18 protein-coding genes and 1 tRNA gene are annotated in these 23,153 nt (G+C 44.3%); 12 read left to right on the top strand and 7 right to left on the bottom strand.

Annotation, left to right across the window (positions count from 1 at the left end; translation table 11 throughout):
- The first annotated feature begins 425 nt into the window (after positions 1–425).
- The 3 genes from vanR to MWG26_RS16490 all read left to right on the top strand — a co-directional run bounded on the left by vanR (position 426) and on the right by MWG26_RS16490 (position 3,424).
- Complete coding sequence (vanR, locus tag MWG26_RS16500) at positions 426–1,121, top strand: VanR-ABDEGLN family response regulator transcription factor (protein ID WP_025656610.1); 696 nt, start codon at positions 426–428, stop codon at positions 1,119–1,121.
- Complete coding sequence (locus tag MWG26_RS16495) at positions 1,111–2,259, top strand: sensor histidine kinase (protein ID WP_240285810.1); 1,149 nt, start codon at positions 1,111–1,113, stop codon at positions 2,257–2,259. The genes vanR and MWG26_RS16495 overlap by 11 nt, the downstream gene beginning before the upstream one ends.
- Before the next feature lie 232 nt (positions 2,260–2,491).
- Positions 2,492–3,424, top strand: coding sequence for a D-alanyl-D-alanine carboxypeptidase family protein (locus MWG26_RS16490; protein ID WP_044927131.1), 933 nt, complete (start codon positions 2,492–2,494; stop codon positions 3,422–3,424).
- Between the two features lie 6 nt (positions 3,425–3,430).
- Here the strand turns inward: MWG26_RS16490 and ilvB are convergent, their stop codons facing one another.
- Positions 3,431–5,152 (bottom strand): biosynthetic-type acetolactate synthase large subunit, encoded by a 1,722-nt coding sequence (gene ilvB, locus MWG26_RS16485; protein ID WP_025656613.1) that lies wholly within the window; start codon positions 5,150–5,152, stop codon positions 3,431–3,433.
- A 99-nt stretch (positions 5,153–5,251) separates the two neighbouring features.
- Positions 5,252–5,824 (bottom strand): TetR/AcrR family transcriptional regulator, encoded by a 573-nt coding sequence (locus MWG26_RS16480; RefSeq protein ID WP_044927123.1) that lies wholly within the window; start codon positions 5,822–5,824, stop codon positions 5,252–5,254.
- Positions 5,825–6,003: 179 nt separating this feature from the next.
- Here MWG26_RS16480 and MWG26_RS16475 point away from each other — a divergent pair, with 179 nt between their 5' ends.
- The gene (locus MWG26_RS16475; protein WP_117441312.1) at positions 6,004–7,632 is read left to right on the top strand and encodes a helix-turn-helix domain-containing protein; all 1,629 of its coding nucleotides are present in this window, start codon (positions 6,004–6,006) and stop codon (positions 7,630–7,632) included.
- Positions 7,629–9,800 (top strand): RCC1 domain-containing protein, encoded by a 2,172-nt coding sequence (locus tag MWG26_RS16470; protein WP_117441313.1) that lies wholly within the window; start codon positions 7,629–7,631, stop codon positions 9,798–9,800. The genes MWG26_RS16475 and MWG26_RS16470 overlap by 4 nt, the downstream gene beginning before the upstream one ends.
- Before the next feature lie 49 nt (positions 9,801–9,849).
- Here MWG26_RS16470 and MWG26_RS16465 read toward each other — a convergent pair whose 3' ends face one another.
- On the bottom strand, positions 9,850–12,408 hold the full coding sequence (locus tag MWG26_RS16465) for a hybrid sensor histidine kinase/response regulator (RefSeq protein WP_117441314.1): 2,559 nt from the start codon (positions 12,406–12,408) through the stop codon (positions 9,850–9,852).
- Between the two features lie 334 nt (positions 12,409–12,742).
- On the opposite strand from MWG26_RS16465, the gene MWG26_RS16460 reads away from it, so the two are divergent.
- Positions 12,743–14,206, top strand: coding sequence for a GntR family transcriptional regulator (locus tag MWG26_RS16460; protein WP_117441315.1), 1,464 nt, complete (start codon positions 12,743–12,745; stop codon positions 14,204–14,206).
- 23 nt (positions 14,207–14,229) lie between these two features.
- Here the strand turns inward: MWG26_RS16460 and MWG26_RS16455 are convergent, their stop codons facing one another.
- Both MWG26_RS16455 and MWG26_RS16450 read right to left on the bottom strand, forming a co-directional pair.
- A complete protein-coding gene (locus tag MWG26_RS16455; protein WP_025656617.1) occupies positions 14,230–14,802 on the bottom strand; it encodes a DUF1062 domain-containing protein in 573 nt (190 codons plus the stop codon).
- 219 nt (positions 14,803–15,021) lie between these two features.
- Positions 15,022–15,300 (bottom strand): CD3324 family protein, encoded by a 279-nt coding sequence (locus MWG26_RS16450; protein WP_025656618.1) that lies wholly within the window; start codon positions 15,298–15,300, stop codon positions 15,022–15,024.
- A 296-nt stretch (positions 15,301–15,596) separates the two neighbouring features.
- Between MWG26_RS16450 and MWG26_RS16445 the strand changes: the two genes are divergently transcribed.
- From MWG26_RS16445 to MWG26_RS16430, 4 genes are all read left to right on the top strand, one after another.
- Positions 15,597–16,022 carry a DNA-binding domain-containing protein gene (locus tag MWG26_RS16445; protein ID WP_025656619.1) on the top strand — a complete coding sequence of 142 codons (426 nt, stop codon included), beginning with the start codon at positions 15,597–15,599 and terminating at the stop codon, positions 16,020–16,022.
- Positions 16,023–16,121: 99 nt separating this feature from the next.
- Positions 16,122–16,784, top strand: coding sequence for a hypothetical protein (locus tag MWG26_RS16440; protein ID WP_025656620.1), 663 nt, complete (start codon positions 16,122–16,124; stop codon positions 16,782–16,784).
- 500 nt (positions 16,785–17,284) lie between these two features.
- Complete coding sequence (locus MWG26_RS16435; RefSeq protein WP_025656621.1) at positions 17,285–17,803, top strand: methyltransferase family protein; 519 nt, start codon at positions 17,285–17,287, stop codon at positions 17,801–17,803.
- A gap of 419 nt (positions 17,804–18,222) precedes the next feature.
- Positions 18,223–18,293 (top strand) — tRNA-Trp (locus MWG26_RS16430).
- 431 nt (positions 18,294–18,724) lie between these two features.
- Here MWG26_RS16430 and MWG26_RS16425 read toward each other — a convergent pair.
- A complete protein-coding gene (locus MWG26_RS16425; RefSeq protein WP_025656622.1) occupies positions 18,725–19,204 on the bottom strand; it encodes a COG2426 family protein in 480 nt (159 codons plus the stop codon).
- A gap of 1,247 nt (positions 19,205–20,451) precedes the next feature.
- Between MWG26_RS16425 and MWG26_RS16420 the strand changes: the two genes are divergently transcribed.
- Both MWG26_RS16420 and MWG26_RS16415 read left to right on the top strand, forming a co-directional pair.
- Positions 20,452–20,838 (top strand): DUF3221 domain-containing protein, encoded by a 387-nt coding sequence (locus MWG26_RS16420; protein ID WP_025656623.1) that lies wholly within the window; start codon positions 20,452–20,454, stop codon positions 20,836–20,838.
- Positions 20,828–21,595, top strand: a complete 768-nt coding sequence (locus MWG26_RS16415) for a 4Fe-4S dicluster domain-containing protein (RefSeq protein WP_044927134.1) — start codon at positions 20,828–20,830, stop codon at positions 21,593–21,595. Before MWG26_RS16420 ends, MWG26_RS16415 begins: the two co-directional genes overlap by 11 nt.
- A gap of 181 nt (positions 21,596–21,776) precedes the next feature.
- Here the strand turns inward: MWG26_RS16415 and MWG26_RS16410 are convergent, their stop codons facing one another.
- Complete coding sequence (locus MWG26_RS16410; RefSeq protein WP_044927135.1) at positions 21,777–23,117, bottom strand: MATE family efflux transporter; 1,341 nt, start codon at positions 23,115–23,117, stop codon at positions 21,777–21,779.
- Between the last annotated feature and the right edge of the window lie 36 nt (positions 23,118–23,153).

The following is a 23,153-nucleotide window of genomic DNA, read 5'->3' as shown; positions in this document are numbered from 1 at the left end:
GCACCGGTTCCTTCCGCGAGGAAGCGCATAGCCTGAAGGCGGCAAAGATGCAGGGGCGGCCCGGAAATGCCGTGGATGGTTCAGGAGGCTTTTAGCGTGTGATTAGAAACACTTAGGACAAATAAGGGAAATCCTGGGGACGCAGATTGATTTACAAAATCAATCTGCGAGGCCGGCTGAGCTGAGAAAGCATCAGGCTTTCTCAGTGAATCCGGCCTGTGCCCCAGGATTTTCCTGATTTGCCCTTAGTGTTCCTTCACAAAGCGGCTGCCTCCTGAACCACCCACGGCATTTCCGGGCCGCCCCTGCATCTTTGCCGCCTTCAGGCGTCTCCAGACGTCTTCATACTTTCATAAGATTTTTATAAGGGAATATTTATAAGGAGATTTTATAATGAAGTTAGCTTGCGATGGAGGATGATATGAATGAGAGAGAAGATTTTAATTGTAGATGATGAGAAGGAGATTGCGGATTTAGTAGAGTGCTATCTGCAGAATGAGGATTTTATTATTTATAAGTATTATGATTCCAGAGAGGCCTGGGAATGCATTGTAAAAGAGCCGCCGGATCTGGCTGTTATGGATGTGATGATGCCGGAGATTGACGGTTTTACTCTTTGCAGGCAGATCAGGGAGCGGTATCATTTCCCGGTGATTATGCTGACGGCGAAGAGCGAGGAGATTGATAAGATTACCGGACTTACACTGGGGGCAGATGACTATATTGCAAAACCATTTTTGCCTCTGGAGATGGTGGCGCGTGTGAAGGCGCAGCTGAGGCGCTATAAAAGATATAATCATGGAGCTGAGCGGGATGATTCTGTGATAATGGTATCGGGGCTCATGCTGAATGTGAAGACTCATAAATGTACTTTGAATGAGGAGCCTTTGACGCTGACGCCGACGGAGTTTGATATTCTGCGCATTCTCTGTGAGAACAAGGGGGAGGTCGTGAGTGCGGAGAGTCTTTTCAGGCAGATTTGGGCGGATGAGTATTATGTGAAGAATAATAATACAGTTACGGTTCATATCCGGCATCTGCGGGAGAAGATGAAGGACTCTTTTGAAAAGCCAAGGTATATTAAGACCGTTTGGGGGTGTGGATATAAAATTGAAGGATAATGAAAAGAATATGAAAAGACTGGTCGAGACGGCGGCTTTATTAGTTCTGGTACTGGCCGTCTGTTTTGGTATTTATTATTTTGTGGATTATATCTGGAATGGCAGCTTTGTGGATTGGTTCCAGGATAATTATACGTGGACCAGGATGGGAACGGATCATCTGTCAGGTCAGGATATTCTGATAACTGAGGTGAACTGGCCTAGATTTAAGATGCTTATTCTGCTGGCCGTTTGCGTTGCAGCGGTGGTCTGCCTGTTTCTGGTGCGGGGGATCTCCGCCTTTTATGGACGGAAAATGGCAGGTCAGGCTGTGGCAAAATCCAGTCAGATGATTCACTCTTTTATGGAGCATGAAATAGAGGCAGATCTGGTGTTCCCTCCCGAATATGCACAGCTTGCGGTACAGATGTCACAGATTAAGAATAAGATAGAGCGCAATACCCGTATGATTAAGGAGGAGGAAAAACGTAAAAATGATATGATCACTTATCTGGCCCACGATCTCAAGACGCCGCTGACATCCGTTATCGGCTATTTAAGCATGCTGGATGAAGCAAAAGATATGCCGCAGGCGCAGCGGGAAAAATACACCAGAATCGTTTTTGACAAATCTCTTCAGCTGGAAGGGCTGATTCAGGAGTTTTTTGATATTACAAGGTATAATCTGAACCAAATTGTGCTGGAAAAGGAGACGCTGGATCTGTCCTATCTGCTGGTACAGCTGGCCGATGAGTTTTACCCGATTCTTCAGCAGGGGGACAACCGGATCGAGCTTGAAACCGGGCAGGGGATTCTGGTTTATGGAGATGCTGTAAAGCTGGCAAGAGTGTTTCAGAATGTTCTGAAAAATGCCGTGTCTTACAGTTATCCGGGAACCGCAATCGTTATCCGGACCGAGACAGAAAGGGACTATGTTAAGATTTTTATACGAAACAAAGGAAAGACTATACCGAAAGAAAAGCTTCCATATATTTTTGAAATATTCTACCGGACAGATGAGGCGCGATCAGGAAATACAGGAGGTGCAGGACTTGGACTTGCAATTGCCAGAGAAATTATCACTCTGCATGAAGGAGATATCCATGCAGAAAGCGAGGGGGAATTGACGACTTTTGTTATAAGTATCCCCTGCCTGTGAAAACGATTAACAAGCTAAAGAAATGTAATAGTATATTAAAATAAATATTAACTTTTCTTAGGAAATTATCAATAGTAAATTAAATTATCTAATATCGGGATTTTGTATAATTTTCTAAGAAAGGCAGGGATTTTAATTGGACAGAAAACAATACGAAAAAGATGCAAGATATCAAACTGAAAGAAATAAGATACGGATAAGCTCCAAGATTCAGCGGAAAAAAAGAAGACGTATGAAATATCTGAGGCGGATACTGATTTTACTGGCCCTGCTAGTACTATTGTTAGTAGCGGCAACATCGGTGCTGTCCGTAATCAGAAGACAGGAACCGGGCATACATGTCAATAACAGTAAGCTGCATTCAGAGAACATCAGCATGGACAAGCTGAACAGTCCGAATGCAATATTGACAGAACTGAAGAATGGGGAAACTATAGCCCAGAGGGGCGCAGGGGATCGGATCTATCCGGCATCCCTGACCAAGATTATGACCGCATTAGTGGCGATTGAAAATGTTTCTGATCTTGATGGGCTAATAACCAGCCCATACGATTTTTACCAGTATCTTTATCAGATGGATGCATCGATGGCTGGTTTTGAACCAGGCGAAACCGCGAAGGCCAGGGACTTTATATATGGTGTCATACTTGCTTCGGGAGCAGAGTGCTGCCTGACTCTGGCAGAGGCGGTTTCGGGATCTGAGCAGGGTTTTGTGGACCTGATGAATCAAAAAGCAGCCGAACTTGGGATGGATGACACACATTTCAGCAATACGACCGGGCTTCAGGATGCAGAACATTATACAACGGTCCGGGACCTGTCCATTCTGCTTGCCTGTGCACTGAAAAATACAGAATTCCGTGAAGTGTTTACAACCAGAAGTTATACGGTGCAGCCAACGGATGTGCATCCGGAAGGGTTCACCATAGGGAGCACTTTGTTTGAAAACGCAGGGAATACCGGTCTTAAAAGCGGGGAAATTCTGGGCGGCAAGACCGGTTACACAGACGAGGCAGGGTTATGTCTGGCAAGCCTGGCGGAGGTGGACGGAAAAGAGTATATCCTGGTCACCGCACATGCTCCGGGATCCCATGAGACAGAGCAGTACCACATTCTGGACGCAGTTACTGTTTATAACGAAATCGCTGATGTTGGGCGGGACTGACCCTGCTTAACCAGAATATACTATCATATCATCCAGAGCATTTCCGGGAGGGACAATTGGAAGAACGTTTTCTTCTCTTTCGATCATAAATTCAATCAGGACAGGCACAGCCGTGGACCTTTCGGCCTCTTTAAGCGCTGGAAGAATCTCTTCTTCCCGGGTTACGCGGATTCCTTTTGCTCCATAGCTTTCCGCCAGCTTTATAAAGTCCGGAGTATATACGGGACAATGTTCAGACGGGGCAGAGCAGGCAGCGGGGCAGCTTTTTCTATAACGCATACATGTACCGGAATATCTTTTGCCAAAAAACATTTCCTGCCATTGTCTTACATTGCCCAGATATCCGTTATTCAAGACACAAATAATAAGCGGCAGTTCATAAGCCACGGCTGTTGCCATTTCCTGAATGTTCATCTGCAGGCCGCCGTCTCCGGTTATCAGTACGACCCTGGTGTCTGGATTCCCGATCTTGGCACCGACTGCGGCGGGCAATCCATATCCCATTGTGCCGAGCCCCCCGGATGTAAGCATCTTCTTTTTTTCATTCAGCTCCAGATACTGGGCAGCCCATAATTGATTCTGCCCGACATCGGTGGCTATAATCAACTTTTGAAAGGTACTGTTAATGGTCCGGATGATTTTTGCGGGTGTGATACCGCTTCCCTTCATCACAAGAGGGTGCTCTTTCTGCCATGTGCGGATCTGCCGGATCCAGTTTTCAAGCGGCAGATTTACAGCCCGTCTGGTAAATGAACGAATTGCTGAACCGGCATCGGCCAGGATGGGGAGATTCGCGGGGATATTCCTGGATATGACCGAAGAATCGATATCCACATGAATAATCGAAGCATTTGGTGCAAATTCTTCGGGCCTGCCCGTAATACGGTCATTAAAGCGGGTGCCGATCGAAAAGAGCACATCACAGCTGCTGACAGCCATATTCGCGGCGTAGGAGCCATGAATGCCAAGATTGCCGGCATAGAGCCCGTGCGTTGTTGGAATTGCGCCTCTTCCCATAATGGTGGTGACGGCTGGAACGCCTGTTATCTCGGCAAGCCGCTGCATGTCTTTTTCTGCCCGGCTGATATGAACGCCGCCTCCGATCAGGAATAATGGCCTTTGGGCGCGGGATAAGAGCGTCATGGCTTTATCTGCCAGCTCCTCAGAGATGGGACAGACAGGCCGGGGGCTGCAGGCTGCATGGCTTTTATCGTATCTGCTGTCTCCTAATTCGCGTTGGATATCTTTTGGAAGATCCACTACAGCGACTCCGGGTTTACCTGTTCTGGCAATATGGAATGCTTTTTGGATGGCTGCTCCCAGGTCTTCCCGATCTTTTACTGTTACAGCATATTTGCAGACGCTGGAAGTCATACTGACAATGTCAACTTCCTGAAAAGCATCTTTCCCTAAAAGGCAGCGGGGCACTTGTCCGGTGAAGCAGACAAGCGGTACACTGTCATAATTGGCTGTGGCGATTCCGGTGACCAGGTTCGCTGCCCCCGGCCCGCTTGTCACGAGGCAGACCCCCACGTTCCCTGTGGAACGGGCATATCCGTCAGCGGCATGGATCAGCCCCTGCTCATGTCTTGGTACAATAAGCTCGATTGTATCTTCCCCATAAAGGGCATCAAATAAATCGATTGCCTGCCCGCCGGGATAGGCAAACACAGTGCTCACATCTTCGGTTTTCAGCGCTTTTACAAATAACTCTGCTCCTGTTATCATAAGTTTGTACCTCCTATAATGCATGTACTTGCATGCATAAACTTTAAATAAAGTGGCACTGCCGATACAGTACCACTATCAGTTTATCTCGGATCAGTCTTAAGAGACCCCTTTTACAAATACGGATACGCTGTTTTTTATAAATGTTTCCGGGCTTATCTCTGAAAGTTTATTATCAAAAGAGGCTTTTAAAAATGTATAGCCAAATGTTGCGGAGAAAACAGTCATTGCCATGCCCTCAAAATCTGCATGCGGTATCTTTCCTAATTCCTCCATCTTGTACAAATAATCTACAAGAGTCGATATAAAGGCCTGAGGGATCTTCATAATCATCGGGGCAGTCTCTTCATAAAGCTGAGGCGCCCTCAGTCCGATTGACAGATTAACAAAGTCCGGGGTGATTCTGTCCATATAGGCCTTCATGAACATTTCCAGGTCGGGCTGCAGTTCCCATACAACATTCTGAAAGATATCAGTGGTAATATTGGCCCGCCATTTTTCCTGTTCTATCCCACTCATGACAATGTCTTTTTTATTTTTAAACTTCCTGAATAGGGTGCATTCATTCACACCGGCTATATGCGCGATATCCTTTGTTGTAGTTGCAACATATCCCTTATCCCGGATCAGGGACATGGTTGCATCGATTATTTTCTGTCTGGTCTCATCCAATTTTTCTTCCCTCCATGCAAGTGCTTGCTATCATTTTATGCCCATAAATGCAGTTTGTCAACTGTATTTTGCCGTTCTACCCACCGTAGACCGGGTAGAACGGCCCGTGTATTGTAAATTCTGGGGTTTCTGGTATGATTATGATTAAGAAAACAATAGGCTTGGTTGGGAGGCACGAGATGGAAAATAAGACGGGACAATTTATTGCCAGAAGAAGAAAAGAGATCGGACTGACACAAAAAGAACTGGCTGAGCGGCTGGGGGTGACGAATAAGGCCGTGTCTAAATGGGAAACAGGCGGAGGAATGCCGGATGTCAGTGTGCTGGAAACGCTGGCAGGTGTGCTGGAGGTCAGCGTGGATGAGCTGCTGAGAGGGGAAAGAGAGACAGAACAGGTGATACTGCCGCCGGTTCAAAATATGAAAAGAGGGCGCCTGATCACGGGATCAGTTACAGGTATCCTGGCTCTCGCCGTTTTTGCTCTTCAGATGTTCTATCTTATCGTGGGAAGAACGCTGCATTTTGAATACATAATAGATAGTCTGTTTTATATCGTAAATGGGTTTATTATCGTGATGGCAGCTGCCAGTCTTGGCATGCTTGTGCGTAAGAAATGGATCAGGAATATCGGCCTGGCAGCAGGCGGCATCCTTTTTTTAATGAATCTGGTATATGGGCTCCATTCGGGAGGAGGGCAGTCGTCTGTGATCAGTGTATCACCGGATCTGAAACACATGGCAGTGATGAAATACGAAGAGGAAGCAGGCAGGGTCACAACCTATCTGAATCAGAGGCTCTGTTTTGCCAAAGTATCCGACCAGTTTCCTTACACCGCAGACAGGGATATGAAGCTGCAGTGGCTGGCTGATGATGTCTGTGCGGTAACCTATACTTCTCCCGACGACGGAAACGTGCACCAGTATGTCCTGACTTATGGGGATAGAGGCAATGGAATTACTTCGGATTATGTGTACACGGTGATCACCGGGAAATGGGATGGAATCGGAAAGAACCTGGCAGGCTGGGAGATCGAAAGAGGAATAGACGGCATCACAATACGCACTGCCTCACAGACAGAAGAGACCTACACATTCGATGAATGTGTCCAGTTCGGAACTCTGGCGGTTGCCCTATGCCGTAACGGGCTTCCACAGTGGACAATTGTGTTGGATGAGAGCTGTGTAATAGGAAAAAACAATTTTCTGGAAGAAGGAGGAACTATCACATTATGCAGAGTGACCATGGATAAATCGGCCCCCATGCAGTTCTATCAAACCCAGGCGCCGATAGACTTTGACACGGAATATGAGCCTATGGACAAAACAGAGAGGGGAAAAGATCTGCAAAAAGAGATGAGATCGATTTTAAAAGAGGATCCTGCGTTGACAAATTATGATGCAGATATTTATGGAAGTGCCAAAGTAGTGACTGATTCGGAAGATATTTTCTGGATTGCAAGATGCGCTATGGAGGAAAATGATAAACGGCAGGCAGTGAATGGGATCGACGTAAGCAGGCAGATTGAGCATATGGAACTGATGGCAGGCGACAGATTTGACTATCTCATGAAAATCAATTCACGGGACACGTATATAGATCCAAACCATCCGGCAGAAAAATCTGAGACCGAGGGGGAAACTACGTATCGGATTATGAAAGGAGAAGGGGCATACCTGGCATTTCAGGTGAGTTATGGCACAGACGGAAGTGTGGGACTCGATCCTCCGGCTATGAAAAAAGAAATTGATACAAGGGAAAAGAAAGAATATAGTTACTATGTTCCGGGAGACAAGGAGGACACCCCATGATAACAGAGCAAATAAAAGAAGAATATACAAAAGAATGGTTTGTATACGATACTGTGCCTCAGAACCTCAGGCAGAGAGCCGGAATATTAAACCAAAAGAGAGGAATATGGGCAGGTCCCCTTACCAGCCTGGGGATTATATTGATTTACTTTCTGCTGTTTGCCTGGCTGATACCAAAGGAACACTTTCAAATACGCTATATTCTTCTGCTGGCTGTAATATCAGAAGTGCTGCTGACTGCTGTGGTAAGGATATCCGTCAGTCTGCAGAAAAATAGTATAGAAGCCAGGATAAGGGAATTCGAAGAGAAAAGTTTAAAAGGACAATTTAACACAGAGTATATTCTGCTTCGATACGTCTCAGGGGCACAGGAGTGTTACTATTATAATGACCTACTGGACGTGGAGGAAAACGCAGATGCGTTTCAGATCACCGGGCCTGTCCGGGAACTCAGACTGGACAAAAGGTATCTTTCCAGAGATGATATTTTGTATGTGAGGAATCAGATGGCGCATTACTGCAGGATTTTTCATGAATATGAAGAAAAGCAGGGCGGGGAAAAAGTGGAACTGAAGATTTTGCATACAAGAGATATCAATAGAAATAAACGTGCCCGGAAGAGAAATGACCTGCTTCTTTCTCTGAAGTATAACAGAGGCCGCGGCTACAGTGAGTGGAGAAGGCATATACTGGGCGCATTTCTCACATCACTGCTCTGCATGTGTGTTTTTCTGCCGGATAATTATAACGTGTTTTTCAGAATCGTTGTGGCGGTGCTCGTACTGTTCAGGCTGTTTGTAAAAGTATTTCCTTACATCACGGTGAGTATAAAGCTGCGGGTAAAGAAGAGCGCAGACCAAACCGACATTATAATCGATGAGAACGGTATAGAGTTCCTGCAGGGGAATAAGAGAATCCGTCAGACTTATGAAGCGGTGAAAGAAATAAGAGAAGAAGAATCTTCCTTTTATGTGGGCAGGGTGTATTTCTGGAAAGATAGTATGACTACAGCGGAAATCAGCGCGGTTCGGAATATCTTGAAAAAATATGGCCGGGGAAAGTATCAATATATTGTAAAAGAAGGAACATCTGCCTGGAAAGAGGATCTAAAAACAGCGATAATTCCATTTGCTTTGTTGTTTTTGGGGGCATTTATGTTTGTTTACAGAGACTGGATGATCGATGCCGGAAAGGGATCCGGCATCGATCAGGAGAATAGTTATGGCGGGTATATCCAGGATCCGGTCAGCAGCTCCCTGGAGTCTGATACGGATGTGGAAGGTAACGGCGGTGAGGAAGGGCAGAGCGCAGAAACAACGGAAACACAGGAAAATCAGGATTCTGTCTTTGTCTTTACACCAGACAAAAGTGCCTTACATTTGTCGTCCAGAGAACTGAGACTGGATGAATGTTATTCTAATAATACGGTAAATCAGGAAAGCCGTTTCTTTATAGAAAATGGAAAGTTATTCGGAATCTCCGCCAACAGGCACGGGGAGCTGGGGCTTGGCAATACGGAATCCGATCTCACGGCCAAAGGGTTCTACCGAATAACGGAACTGGCACCGGACGTGAAACATGTGGCTCAGGGAAGTGAGTTTATGGTCTATCTGAACAATAAAGACGAACTATGGGGGGCAGGTAATCTGCCGGGTACCGGCCAGTCCCTGACGCCGGCTCTGATTATGGAAGACGTGGCGTTTGCAGACTGCAGCGAATACGGCCTCGTCATCCTGAAAAATGATGGAACGGTCTGGTGTATGGGAAGTCTTCTGGATTCAGCAGGAAACACGGTGGTATCATGGGACGGGGCCGTCCAGGTTGCAGATCATGCCAGATATGTCACCGCCGGATGTTACGCCATGGCTGCCATAAGGGAAGATGATTCCCTTTGGATGTGGGGGGATAACCGATACGGGCAGTGCGGCGGTTCTGAAGCAGAAGCGGATACACTTGCAGACCCTAAAAAAGTAAGAGAAGGGGTGAAAGCCGTGTGGATCGACCGGCTGGCCTACAGAGACTATGAAGAATACCCTCTCTATGGCGCGGAACAGGCCCGGGAATATATGGATCACTGCACATATATACAGCAGACCGACGGGCAGATGTATGCCTGTGGTATATCAATAGGGGGAAGCGGATTCGTGGCGGTGGTGGTGGGCGGCTAGGCAACTCCAGGCCGCTTCCGGACCGGACACGCGCTTTTTAGGACTGGATTTATATGGAATATCTTTTTAATAAGCGGGTTAATTCTACAATGTCGATCGGCTTTGCTATATGGGCATTCATACCGCACTCCAGGCAATGCTGTATGTCGTCTGAAAAAGTATCCGCACTCATGGCAATAATTGGAACGGATAGGGCATCAGGGTGATTCAGTCTCCGAATTGCTTCTGTTGCCTCATATCCTGTCATATGCGGCATTCGTATGTCCATAAGAATAAAATCGTAATAACCCTCCGATGATTTTTGGAACTTATCCAGGCATACCTTTCCATCTTCTGCCCAATCCAGCTCCACGCCCAAGTCGGACAACAATTCACTTGCGACTTCCCAGTTAAGCTCATTGTCCTCGGCAAGCAGAATACGGCGTCCAGATAGATCAATACTTTGGCCCAATGTCTGGCCATGTTCCGTTTCAACGTTCATATACCGACGCAAAGAATGATACAGCGTAGATTTAAAAAGCGGTTTGGATATAAAACCACTAATACCAGCCTCACGGGCCTCGGCTTCAAATTCACTCCAGTCATATGCAGAAATTAGCAGGATGGGTACGTCATCTCCCAGATTGCGCCGGATTTCTTTTGCAGCCTGGATCCCATTCATGCCGGGCAGTTTCCAATCTAATAGTATAATTTGATAATCCTCTTTCTTATTGTGGTGTTGGTTTACCAATTCTATGGCCTTCTCACCGCTTAATGTCCATTCAGCTTTAATCCCGATGGATTTTAGCGCGTCTGTGGCTGTCTTACATAATAATTCGTCATCATCAACCACCAGCATATTCCAAGGGGGAAGAACCATGTCCATTTCCATTGCAGACGCTTTTTCAAAATCAAACATGAGAAGAAATTCTGTCCATTTATTAGGCTCGCTTTGTATATCAATGGTTCCGTCCATTGCGTCCACAATATACTTTGTAATAGACATTCCCAAACCGGCGCCCTCAGTTTTATGTATTCTGGCTCCATCCGCACGGCTGTAGGATTCATATATTTTCTTTAAAAAATCTGGCGTCATACCAATTCCATTATCCTTGACCTTGATATGAATTCGGACATAGTTTTCTCCTTTCGGAGATTTTTCTTCAGAAAGTGATAATAGTATCGAACCGCCCTCCGGTGTATACTTAGTTGCATTCGATAAGAGATTCAGCAAAACCTGATTCAAGCGTACGCAATCGCACCACACATTTTCTGTTAAGATATTTTCCACATGTATGTCAAAATTTTGCTTTTTTGTCTTAACCTGTGGCTGTATAATGTTAACAATTCCTTCCACAACTTCCTTTAATGAAATTTGCTCTGTTGTTAAAGTTAATTTACCGCTTTCAATTTTAGACATATCCAAAACATCATTAATCAGCCCCAATAGATGTTTACTCGACAATGTGATTTTTCTAAGGCAGTTCTGTACCTGTTTCCGGTCATCTATGTGGGCTGTGGCAACCGCGGTCATTCCTACAATTGCATTCATGGGGGTACGGATATCATGGCTCATATTTGCTAAAAATTCACTTTTGGCTTTGTTCGCTTTAATAGCCGCCTGCCGGGCCTTCTCCAATTCATACAGCTGAGAACGGGTTATGGAGAAATACCGGAGAAAAATTAATGTCAGAATGATTAAAACAGAAGCACAGGACAATAATGTCATGAATATACGCTGGCTGCTCAGATTGTTTATGGCATCATCCAATATACTATAAGGCATTACCGATACTAAATACCATTCAGAATAGGGTAATGATATACCATAGATTTGCCGTTCTTCGCCATTTACTTCAAAAGTTGTAGCATATTCTTCATGATTTTTTAGCGCAGCGCCAAATTTCTCAATAGAATTTTCTTTAGATAATTCATCTGCCGGGGAATCAAGCTGCCTTTGCAGTTGTTCAAAGATATGATACAACTCAGTGTTAGGGTTTTGTATTACAAAACTACCGTCTGGCCTAATAATATGATAATACATCAGCTGCTCTTCATCCTCTAAGGCAAGGAAATCGGTGATATATGCCAGTGGAACGGCTGCGATGAGGCCGGTGCACCTATCGCCATTGTGCATAGGATAAGCAGCGTCAACGCCGAACAATACCACCTCATTTCCAGCAGCATCAACGCCTACAGCAACTCTTTGCTCTCCTTGCAATAATGCTTCTACAAAAGGTTCCGGGTTAAGCGGCTGTATGGATTGTCCATAGAGTGTCTGAAAATCTCCACCGGCAGAACAAAGTGCTAAATAGTCAAAACCTCTGACTTGTGCCCTGTAAATGAGCTCCTCATATAGCTCCTCTTGCTTGTTATTATCTGTTGAGACAACGGAAACAATGCCGCTGACCTGATCAAAACGCAGTTTAATGACAGTTTCAAAGTGCCTGGACATTTGTTTATTCATTCCGGACATATAAATTTTTCCAATATCGTAAACGGCCTGTTTACTCTTTTGACTCATATAAATTCCGAGCAGGCTGAAAATAATAATACTAAAGATCAAAAGCCCAATAAAACTAATTATAAGAAAGCGCGTTGTAGGATTCTTCTTCTGACTGTTTCCCATTGATGTAATTCCTCCTTTTTAGATGTTATTCTCTTTCTCGTCCAGAATGCATATAGTCACTTGGTTTTTAGTCTGTTTTAGCTGATGCATCATATTGTTCTTCTGGGATATCTGCCAAAAGAGCGCGATTCATTTCTGAATCGTCCATGATTAAGATTTTTTGCTTTTCCATGATGCTTAAACTCTTTCCTAATAATTTCACGGTTTTATTATAAATGTTATCCATGCATACTGGCAATATCCATATTGGTAAGGTGTGCATATAGGTTGAGGCGATTTGATACTGACAAAAACGGTTCTTCATGATATAATTCAGACAGACAGGAGACAAGTTATGAAACCACAAGAAACAAAATTTGCATTTGTATATAACGAAATTAAGCAGTGCATTTTGGAGGGCCAGATACTTCCTGGAAGCGCCTTGCCGTCTTCAAGGATGTTTTGCGACCAGTTTCATGTAAGCAGATATACTATTAACCGTGTCTTTGACGCATTGCGGGAGGAAGGGCTGGTAGAAATTCAGCCTCGCCTTGCACCAATCGTTGTTTCAAAAAAAGATACGACTAATCCGTCAAATACGGTTATTGATATTTTAAGACAAAAGGAAGGGATTTTACAGGTATATCAGACTTTTGCCCTTATACTGCCTTCACTTCTGGTTTTTTCCTTGCAGGGGTGTGATGTGGAGATAATGCCTCACTATAACCAGGCTATAAAAGTTTTGCGTTTGGGAAGTTCCGCTGGCGGATGGCGCCCTCCCTCTAAATTGGGATATGATATATTAAGAATAGGTGGCAATCCTTTATTCAGCGAACTCTATTCTACATTCGGCCTTTACAATAAGCTTACATTTTTTACAGAAGATTGCCCCTATTTCTCGAAGCACTTTCCACAGGGGTCTATATCCGTAACCAGTGTAATAATAGATGTATTAAAGGGCAATGATCCGCTCACAAAGTACAACCAGTTATCAAATATGTATCAAATGCTTACGGGTTACATTGAGAGTACGCTAAATTATTTATCGGACACAACTCCGAAATGTCCGGTACAAACTGGTATGCCGTTTTCGTGGAATCCCATGCGCGGTCAGGATTACTATTACTCAAAAATTGTTGATGAGTTGAATCGGAAAATTGGCCTTGGAGAATATTCTGTTGGAATGTATCTTCCATATGAAAAACAGCTGGCCAGCCGGTACGGTGTCTCTTTATCGACAGTAAGAAAGGCATTGTCAGAACTTGAGCAAAGAGGTTTTGTAAAAACGTTAAATGGGAAAGGTACGATGGTGATAGAACCAGATGACACGAAGCTTTATCAGCTGGCTCTTAATTCCGGATATGTAGAAAAGGCATTACGTTACCTTCATGCCCTGCAGCTTATGGTAATGATTATTCGGCCGGCGGCTTTAGCTGCGGCTCCGCAGATTACCAGAGCAGAATTGGACGAGTTAGCAGACAGATTTAATTCCTCAAATTCTATTCATTTAGCAGATCTTTTAGAAGCAATAATGAGACACACCACTTTAAAACCTTTATACGTTATATTATCTGAAACCAATCATCTTCTTGAATGGGGGCATCATTTTGCGTATTATCCGTCCAAGAAACATACGCTTTCACGTCTCAATAAGCAAGCCAATACAGCGCTTCAGCAATTACGTGAAGGGAACGCCGGTTCCTTTGGAGATAGCATCGCAGATTGTTACCGTTACATTTTGGTTTGTATGAGGAAGCATATGGCAGAAAAATATAAGTTTCATAATGCAGCTAATGTTCGGATTCCAGAAAAATACTAGACGGAAGCTATGGAAAAGGGATATCATGTGCTACTGCCTAACCTTTTATCAAAAACAAGGGTAACACCCTTCTTTAATTTGCACTTTTTCAGATCCTGATCTGGAACACTTTTTATTTGCCCATTTGTAATCAGATGCAGGTATTCCTTTTGGGAAAGCTGTAATTTGCCCCGCACAACAGAAGATATCTTAACAGGAAGAGAATATTTACTTTTGATTTTAAGTTCTACTGCCTTATTTAAAGAAAAACAGTCACCAATAACAGCATAACCGGGCAGGCCGGTTTCTGCGCCATTCTCTTGTAAAAAGCGGCTATCCATTGCATATTCTTCTACAAGATCTTTATCATTTTTATGAAATCGTTCTAACAGCGCCGGATTGAATGCTTGTGCGGAAATACGGGAATAAACAGCTGCATTCCATGTGGTATTGCAGTCAGAACATTTGTAAATCAACCAAATGTCCAGGCATCTGCGATTCGCATTTACCCGAAATTGACGGGAGCAGATAAACTGACTTTTTCTGCCGCATTTCTTACAATATTTAAGTACAGGCAGCAGGGAAAGATTTTGTACCTCCCAAACAATTTTTTGCATCCCGTAATTCCTCCTGATCCACTAAGCTAAAAAATAAAAGGCGGATTTTCACAACATTTTTTCATAAATTTTACCTCCTTCGTCTTTTTTCATACTTTCGCAAACTCTCTTGCAAATAAATTGTATCACCCCGCAATACAGAACCAAACCCAATACTCTTTTCATAAATGAACATAAGAAACGGGCTGATATATTATAAAACATACCAGCCCGTTTCCCTCAATTATATTCTTTTTTTAACTGCCCGATAATTCTCTGAATACTCTTCAAAGATAGAAAATATTTTTCAGCAAGGAATTCCATTTGATTCCCGGCAAGGTAGTCAGCATATATACGTTGGTTTCTATCTTGTAACTCCTGACGGGTTGATGTTGTTTCTCCCCAGCTTTTCTTATGATCAGAAATTCTGGGAATATACAAAAATTCTCCGTCAATGTATTCCTGAACTTTCAGAAGTAAATCATGCGGCAGAACGTGTGTTGCTTTTTTGTATCCCATATTACACTCCTAATGTGACTAGTCTATCAGGAACTGCAAGGTCTATCCGCAACACCCACTCATATTTACCCATTGCGATAGCCTTGCTTACGCAATAATAACAATAGGATTAAGCATAAATTCTCAATCCTCCTTTCTTAAATAACTCCACACATATAAATTTTATTGCAGTGTACGAGAAGTTGAAACCTCAAATTCATTTATGAAAAGAAAATGAGGATCATATCATCCATGATTATAGCGTGCCATAACCAATAATTCAATACTCCCCCAGCCTCCATTTCCATATTCTCCGCATGCTTGGTGACCGGTTTCAGAAAATATGCACTGATATCGGGATCCTGGGAATGAAGGGAACCGATGAGCTGAAAAAGATTGTATTCACGGTGATGGAGTTTCAGAAAAAGGAAAAGAGTTATCAAATAAAAGAGGTATATGAAAAAGTTGCAGGAGAGATGTATGGGGAGGAACAGCTTCAGTTGAATAGAAAGGCGCTTGAGCAGAGAATCCGGAGAATTATGCAGAAGGCCTTGGATAATATTGCGCATATGGGCGCGGAGGACTACTATGATCCCATATTTGCAGACTATGCCAATTTACTGTTTGACTTTGGGCAGGTTCGGATCAAAATGAGAAATTTAAAAGATCAGTCTGGGGAGCCGGGAAGAATTAGCTCGAAAAAGTTTATCGAAGGTTTTCTCTTGCGGATGACTGTACAGTAGCAGAAAATAAATTTATTGGAAATGCTGCCAATATTTTACTTTTTTTGCCGGACAGGCCATGCTATAATACCTGACAAGCATTCATGAGGAGGAAATTTTATGAGTAAAAAAAGAAAAATATCAGCCATTTTGCTGACGGCAATGACACTGCTTCTGTTGGGAGGCTGCGGGAAAAAGTTTGATGCAGCCGGTTATACGCAGGCCCTATTGGATGTCTCATATAAGAACGAGACGGACAAGTATATTGAATTAACGGGATCGTCTAAAGAGGCGGCTGAAAAGATTTTCGAAAAGCGGATGGATATCACTATGGAAGGTTTTGAATCTCTGGACTTTCCGGATGAGCTGGAAGAAAAGTTTAGATCGTTGTTTGAAAACCTGACAAAGAATGTAAAGTATTCAGTAGGGGAAGCCGTAGAAGATAAAGAAGGCAACTTTACTGTTGTCGTGTCAATTGAGCCGGTTACACTTTTTGATGATACATATGACGAGTTTCAGAAACAGGCTAAGGACTACGCAACAAAAGTCGCAAATGAAGTAATGAACGGGAAGGAAATGCCCTCCGATAAGGATATGCAGAACAGTGTTTATGAACTTTACTATGATATACTGAAAAAAACTGTGGATGGGGGAATTCAGTATGGTGAGGTTCAGAATATTACGGTGCATGTCAATAAGACAGAAGGGGATATCTACGAGATCCCGGAGGATGATATGACGGCAATGGATAAGGCGATGATCTCCAGAGAGGTGTTGGAGTAAGGGGGGCGCCTTCCAGGTGCGGGATTTCAGGCGTAGGCAGGGGAGGTTTTAACGCCGCTTTCTGTAAACGGTCCGTGTGCCGACAAACACTAAGTAAAAACCATGCCGGATGGAAAGGCCCGGCGGCATTCACCGTGCAATTCTGAAGAATTGCGCGGCTCAGGCCGCCTTAAAATTTGCTTTGGTGAGCAAATTTTATCCTCTCCATCCGGCATGGTTTTTACTAAGTGTTTGTAGGGCGCTCTCTATGCTTACAGAAAGCGGCGTTAAAACCTCCCTTGCCTACGCCTGAAATCCCGCACCTGGAAGGCTAGGTACATCCGGGCGGAAGGAGTGGGCGGTAGTGCTTGACTTTTTCTTGGAGGGAGATTAGTATTTTTGTAAGGTGCTTTGGCAGATTGGTTTGATTAGCCGGTTATGAGATGGTAGATTTTTATTAGGTGAGGCTGGTTTAGACTGAGTTGTGGAATGGTTGTTATGTATATGGGGGATGCGGCGGTATGGGGATTTTTTTATTGGTGCCTTTTTTTCTGATTCGTTTTGGGCTTTTATCGATTCTGAATAAGGAGGCGGTTCGGCGGGCTGCATTTTTTGCACCTTTGTCTGCAGGGGAGAAGGGGGCTTACGGGGTATACCAGATTTCTAATGTGGCTATTTTGGTTTATTTGATTTTTCTTGCTGTTAGGAGGATGCCAGTCTGGAGTTTTGCTGTGGGAGCAGGGGTGTACTTGGGAGGCGTTATTTTACTGCTGGTATCGGTGGTTAATTTTGCGGCTCCTGCTGAGAACGGGATGAATACGAATGGGATTTACCGGATTTCGCGTAATCCAATGTATGTGGCTTATTTTGTGTTTTTTATGGGGTGTGTTATACTGACGCAGTCACTGTTGCTTTTGGTTTTTGTGTTGGCGTTTCAGATATCGGCTCATTGGATTATTCTTTCGGAGGAAAGATGGTGCATACAGAAATTTGGTGAGAAGTATATACAATATATGAAGAGCGTGAGACGGTATATTTGACCGGATGAATGCGGGGGTATTCCATGCTCCGGCTGACTGGAACAACCGACCGGGGGTTCAGATCATAAAGGCAGTACATAGATATCACTTACATCATCATAAGCAAAGCCACATGAGCGCAATACTCCGCAGGATGCGCGGTTCTCCCTCTCAGGCTGTACGACGATTCGTTCTGCATCGCTGTGCTCTTTTATTTTTACGATAAATGTAAGCACAATCTTCTTCTTTCATTGGCCTGATATATATCATTTTGATACCTCCTTTTAGGGGAAGCATAACATTTAATTTATCATTTGTATAAGAAAGTTTGCAGAAAAATATCAGGGGATTTTTATATGAAAAATATGGAGATTTTTCTTGACAAATAGAGTTGGGCTGGGTATAATAATCAAGTGACTGAGAAAGATGTCGCATTATAAAGGGGATTGGTCAAATGGTATGATAGGGGTCTCCAAAACCTTTGGTGGGAGTTCGATTCTCTCATCCCCTGTTCGAAAAGTTTTAGAAGGAGTGACAGTGTGGATACATTGATAATTGTATCTATACTGTTATTTTTTTATGATATAGGAAATGCCTCTGGAATTTCCTATATCATAAAAAACCTCTGGGAGGATGCACACCCCGCGATAAGGTATATAGCCGCAAGGCGGCATCGCGGCGGTGCCAAAGTGTGCAAAGCTCCTCATGAGTGAGTGGGGGGAAGCCCATGCGGGCTTGCCCCTTTTTTTATTTAAAATTATGTATTTTCCACTTGGCTCCATAGAAAGTTTTATAAAGAGCCATGCGTAAGCACTATAAAAACCTCACAATCATTTCAAAACACGACAACGTTTCTTGGAAATGACTGTGAGGTTTTAATGGAGACTTATGTCTGATCCGACATAGCCCCCCTTAACCAACAAGTTTATTACTTCCGTTACCTTACCCAAACAGTGCCCCAATGGCCCCAAATAGTCCAGCGCTTGCCGCCCCCATAATGATTCCGGCCAAAAGCACTCCCAGCATCACCGCGATTACGCTTGATTTGAAATCCATATCCAGTAAGCTTGCTGCGAGTGTTCCCGTCCAGGCTCCGGTGCCCGGAAGCGGAATCCCAACAAATAGAAGAAGGGCAATTGGCAGTCCTTTTCCAGCTTTTTCTTTCAGCTTCTGACCACCCTTGTGACCTTTTTCAAGGCAGAAAGAAAAAAACTTTCCGATCACTGGTTTATCAGATCCCCATTCCAGAACTTTTCTTGCAAACAGGAAAATAATAGGGACAGGAAGCATATTACCGATAACCGCAATGATATAGGACGGCAGCAGGGGAAGCCCGAACAGCTGGGAATAAGGAATAGCCCCGCGCAGTTCGATGAGCGGTACCATTGAGATTAAGAAGACATATAAATATTTATTAAACAAAATATTTTCCTCCATTCATTTACATGCTATTATATAAAAACTCGTCCTAATTATAAAGGCTTGCAGGCATATTGTAAATGAGAAAATGGAAAATCAGTTACTTTTCTGGCTGGACTCTACATTTAAATCGGGATTTAGTCGGCTAGCTTTAGCCTAGTCGACGGACGGGGACGCTTCATGACAGGGAGGCCGGGGAGGCACTGGGGCTGTATATGCCGTTGCGATATGCACCCGTGCTGCTAAGTGATTCTAGAACACCCGATGCCGGATAGGCGGGTACGCTGAACACATCACGGGAAATCTGATGATTTCCCGCGCTGGGTTCAGCAAAAACTTGATTTGGAGATCAAGTTTTTCCCCGCCTATCCGGCATCGGCTGTTCAAGAATCACTAAGCGCACTCCAGCATATCGCAACGGCATATACAGCCCCAGCACCTCCCCGGCCTCCCTGTCATAAAGCTGGCTCATCCAATCGGCAGGAAAGCTCGCCAACCGGGTAGGGTCCCGGACCAGGGCAGCGGATGTGGATTGGCTATGCGTATCTTTTCATCTTCAAGATGTGTATTGAATTATTTTGATACTGGAACCGTATCCCATTGCTTATGTACACCTACTGGGGGCATAAAAGTCCCGCCAATTCAATACCATACGCTGCCCCCGCTTGAGGCCTCTCCTTAGAAACGAGCTTTTTTCTGCCGGTTGGATGCGCCAGCTCCATGAAGGGATAGCTGAAAGCCTCCCGGAGAACATCCATGTCCTTTCAAAAACGCTCAAAGCGGACCTTAGAAATTCTTGGTGGGAAACAGCCCGGAAAATGGAGAGATTTTTGGATTCCGAATCCAAAAATCAGATGACCCAGCGCGAGAAATCATCGGATTTCTCGTGATGTGTCAGTGGTGCTCCATTTTCCGGGCTGTTTCCCGCCTAGAATTTCTTAGGTCCGCGGCCGCGTTTTTGAAAGGACATGGATGTTCTCCGGGAGGTTTTCGGCTATCCCTTTATGGAGCGCCCCCATCCGCGCCGAGGCTAAAGCTCGTCGCTAAATCCCGATTTAGAGTTTAGGTGAGGTGTGAATCGTACGGACTATTATAATAAGTATTCTTAATACAGAAGAAAAGGAATGACTTTTATATCTCGCAGTGATAAAATCAAATTAAGGAAAAACTTGTAATAGACATATAATTTTGTATTCAGCTGGCAGAGATAATGCAAGGATGAAACAGTCTGGGATTCAGGGAGGATAATTATGAGAAAAATACGATTTGGTTTGCTCACAATAGCCCTAAGCATCTGTATATCAGGGTGTTCAAAAGACATAAACTACATAATAGACCATGAACCAAGCATCAAAGGAACCGTGCTGGAGATAAAAGACGGATACGCAAGGTTAGAGGTAAGCGAAAGTGAGGAAACAATAGCTGAGAATCAGGAGATCCTGGTCTCTTTGGACGTAGAAAGAAAAGACAGCACCACGGATCTGCAGATTGGCGACGAAGCAGCCGTATACTACGATGGTAACATTGAGGAAAGCGATCCAGCAAGAATTGAGAAGGTGTATGCTATTCTTTATACTGGGGAGAGCCGTACCAAATTAGAAAATGGAAAGGAAGGGGAAGCTGACGATGAAAGATGAATTAATAAAAAAACAAATCGTTGACAAAGCAAAAGATCTTGGCGCAAATCTGGTGAGCGTTTGTTCCGTTGATAAATGGGAAACGGAACCGATCCAGCATCCGGAATATTGGCCGCAGAATTCCTGGCCCTGGGTTAAAAATGTAATTGTACTGGGAATCCCGCTGTTTGCCCCGATGACGTTCACTACCCCCTCCATGGTATATCAGGAATTATATGACACCAGCAACCGGGTGCTGGATGAAATTGCATATAAGCTGACTAATTATATTACTACAGAATTAGGATACAGGGCGTTGTTCTTTCCGAGAGACTGTTACTACTCCATTGATGTGCTTATGAAAAACCCAAATGCTTCTTTTTCCCATGTTGTAGCAGCGTACTATGCGGGAATGGGTACCTTTGGTGACAGCCACAATCTGATCACAAAGGAATACGGTCCCCGCCTTCGTATCGTTTCCGTGTTGACCGACGCGCCAGTCAGCCCAGATCCGCAGTTGAAGAAGGATTTATGCATTCACTGTAAAAAATGTCTGAAAGCTTGTCCGGTTCATTGCTTTGAAGAGAAAGAAAATAATCTCTTTAGTTATGATAAAATCGCCTGTACGCAGCATCATGTAGACATTAAGAATGAAAATCACTGGCCTTGTGGTGTATGTATGAACGTCTGTCCTGTGGGGGATGATCTCAAAAAGTACAGGGGAGACGACATCATTACGGAACAGGGAATTCGGCACGCACAGGCCCATGGATCCTAGAGCGTGTCTGAAAATTCATTGCCGCAATATGCCGCCCCGCTTCACGGTCTATTTACTGCCAAATCCAGTTAACGCAGCCCACTACGCCTCCTGTATTTGGCAGTAAATATCCCACAAACTGGGACAACATCTTGCAACAAGCAATTTTCAGATACGCTCTAGTACATCGTATAACATCATTTTATTGCAATTCTTTTTGCAGGCGCAAAGCCATAAATATGGTGATGGCTGCAGCGATTACATCGGCAGCCGGCTGCGCATAGAGGATCCCGTTCAGTCCCAGAACTCTTGGAAGTATCAGGATAACAGGAACAAAGCATATGCCCTGCCGGCAGGCGCCGAGGAAGCAGCCTTCTTTTGCTTTTCCCATAGCAAGGAACAGAAAGGAGTATACGGTATAAAAACCGAAGAGCACAAAAGAAAGCCCGTTTGCTCTTAAGGCCGCCTGTCCGATCCGGATCATTTCCGGGTCATTTTTTGTAAACAGAGAAATTATCGCTGTAGAAAATATGGCGGCGGCAAGACCAAAGATCAGGCAGAAGATAGTTGCCCACAGGATGGAAGTCTTTACGGCTTCTTTTAAGCGGTCGTACTTTTTCGCGCCATAACTGTAGCCTGCGATGGGCTGCAGACCTTTGAGAAAACCGAATACCATCAGACTTCCCACAGACATAATCTTTGTCACAGGCCCCATCGCGGCCAGAGCAGAATCACCATAGGTCCTTGCCCCGTCGTTGATCATGGTCATAGAAAGGCTGGTCAGCAGTTGGAATACCAGTGTGGGAATCCCGATTTTCAAAATCTCTGACATCACATCTTTTGATAAACAATATTTCCGGATACTAAAACTGAATACACTTTTTTTCCTGAATATATATAGTAAATATATCAGAGTAGAGACAAACTGCGAAACGGCTGTTGCGGTCGCTGCTCCGCCTACGCCCAGATCGAGAACATAGATAAAGACGGGGTCTAAAATAACATTGATCACGGCTCCTGCCAGCAGTACGCACATGGTTGCTTTGGCAGCACCTTCACTGGAAACAATATTGTTCATGGTGACATTAAAGACATTAAATATAGAGGAAGCAATGTAGATACTTGTATAAGTAACCGCAAAAGGCATGACACTGTCTGAGGCGCCTATCTGGCGCAGAATGGGTTCCAGAAATATGAGGATGCATATAATGACTGCCGCTCCTACAAAGATACTGCTGTATATAGCAGTGCTTGCGGTTTTGTCTGCTGCTTCTTTCTCCCCGCGCCCTAACAGCCGTGAAAGGTAGGAAGCGGCGCCATTTCCAAAGAGCAGTCCCAGTCCCACCACAACCTGGCCAAGGGGATATGCAACAGTAATGGCGCCCATCTGCGTAGTTCCCAGCCCTCCTACAAAGTAGGCATCCACCAGATTATAAAGCGCATTCACCATCATACCAATCATGGTGGGCAGCCCCAGTGCGAAAAGCGCTTTTGACACAGGGGCGCTTCCAAGCAGTTCCATTTTTTTGTTATATTGTTTCATAATAAATTCTCCTTCCACTTGACATAAAGTGTAAAA

The sequence above is a fragment of the Faecalicatena contorta genome (genome assembly GCF_022835095.1).
GTDB lineage: Bacteria > Bacillota > Clostridia > Lachnospirales > Lachnospiraceae > Faecalicatena > Faecalicatena contorta.
The sequence above is the reverse complement of the archived record's forward strand: the minus strand, read 5'-3'. Positions and strand labels throughout refer to the sequence as shown.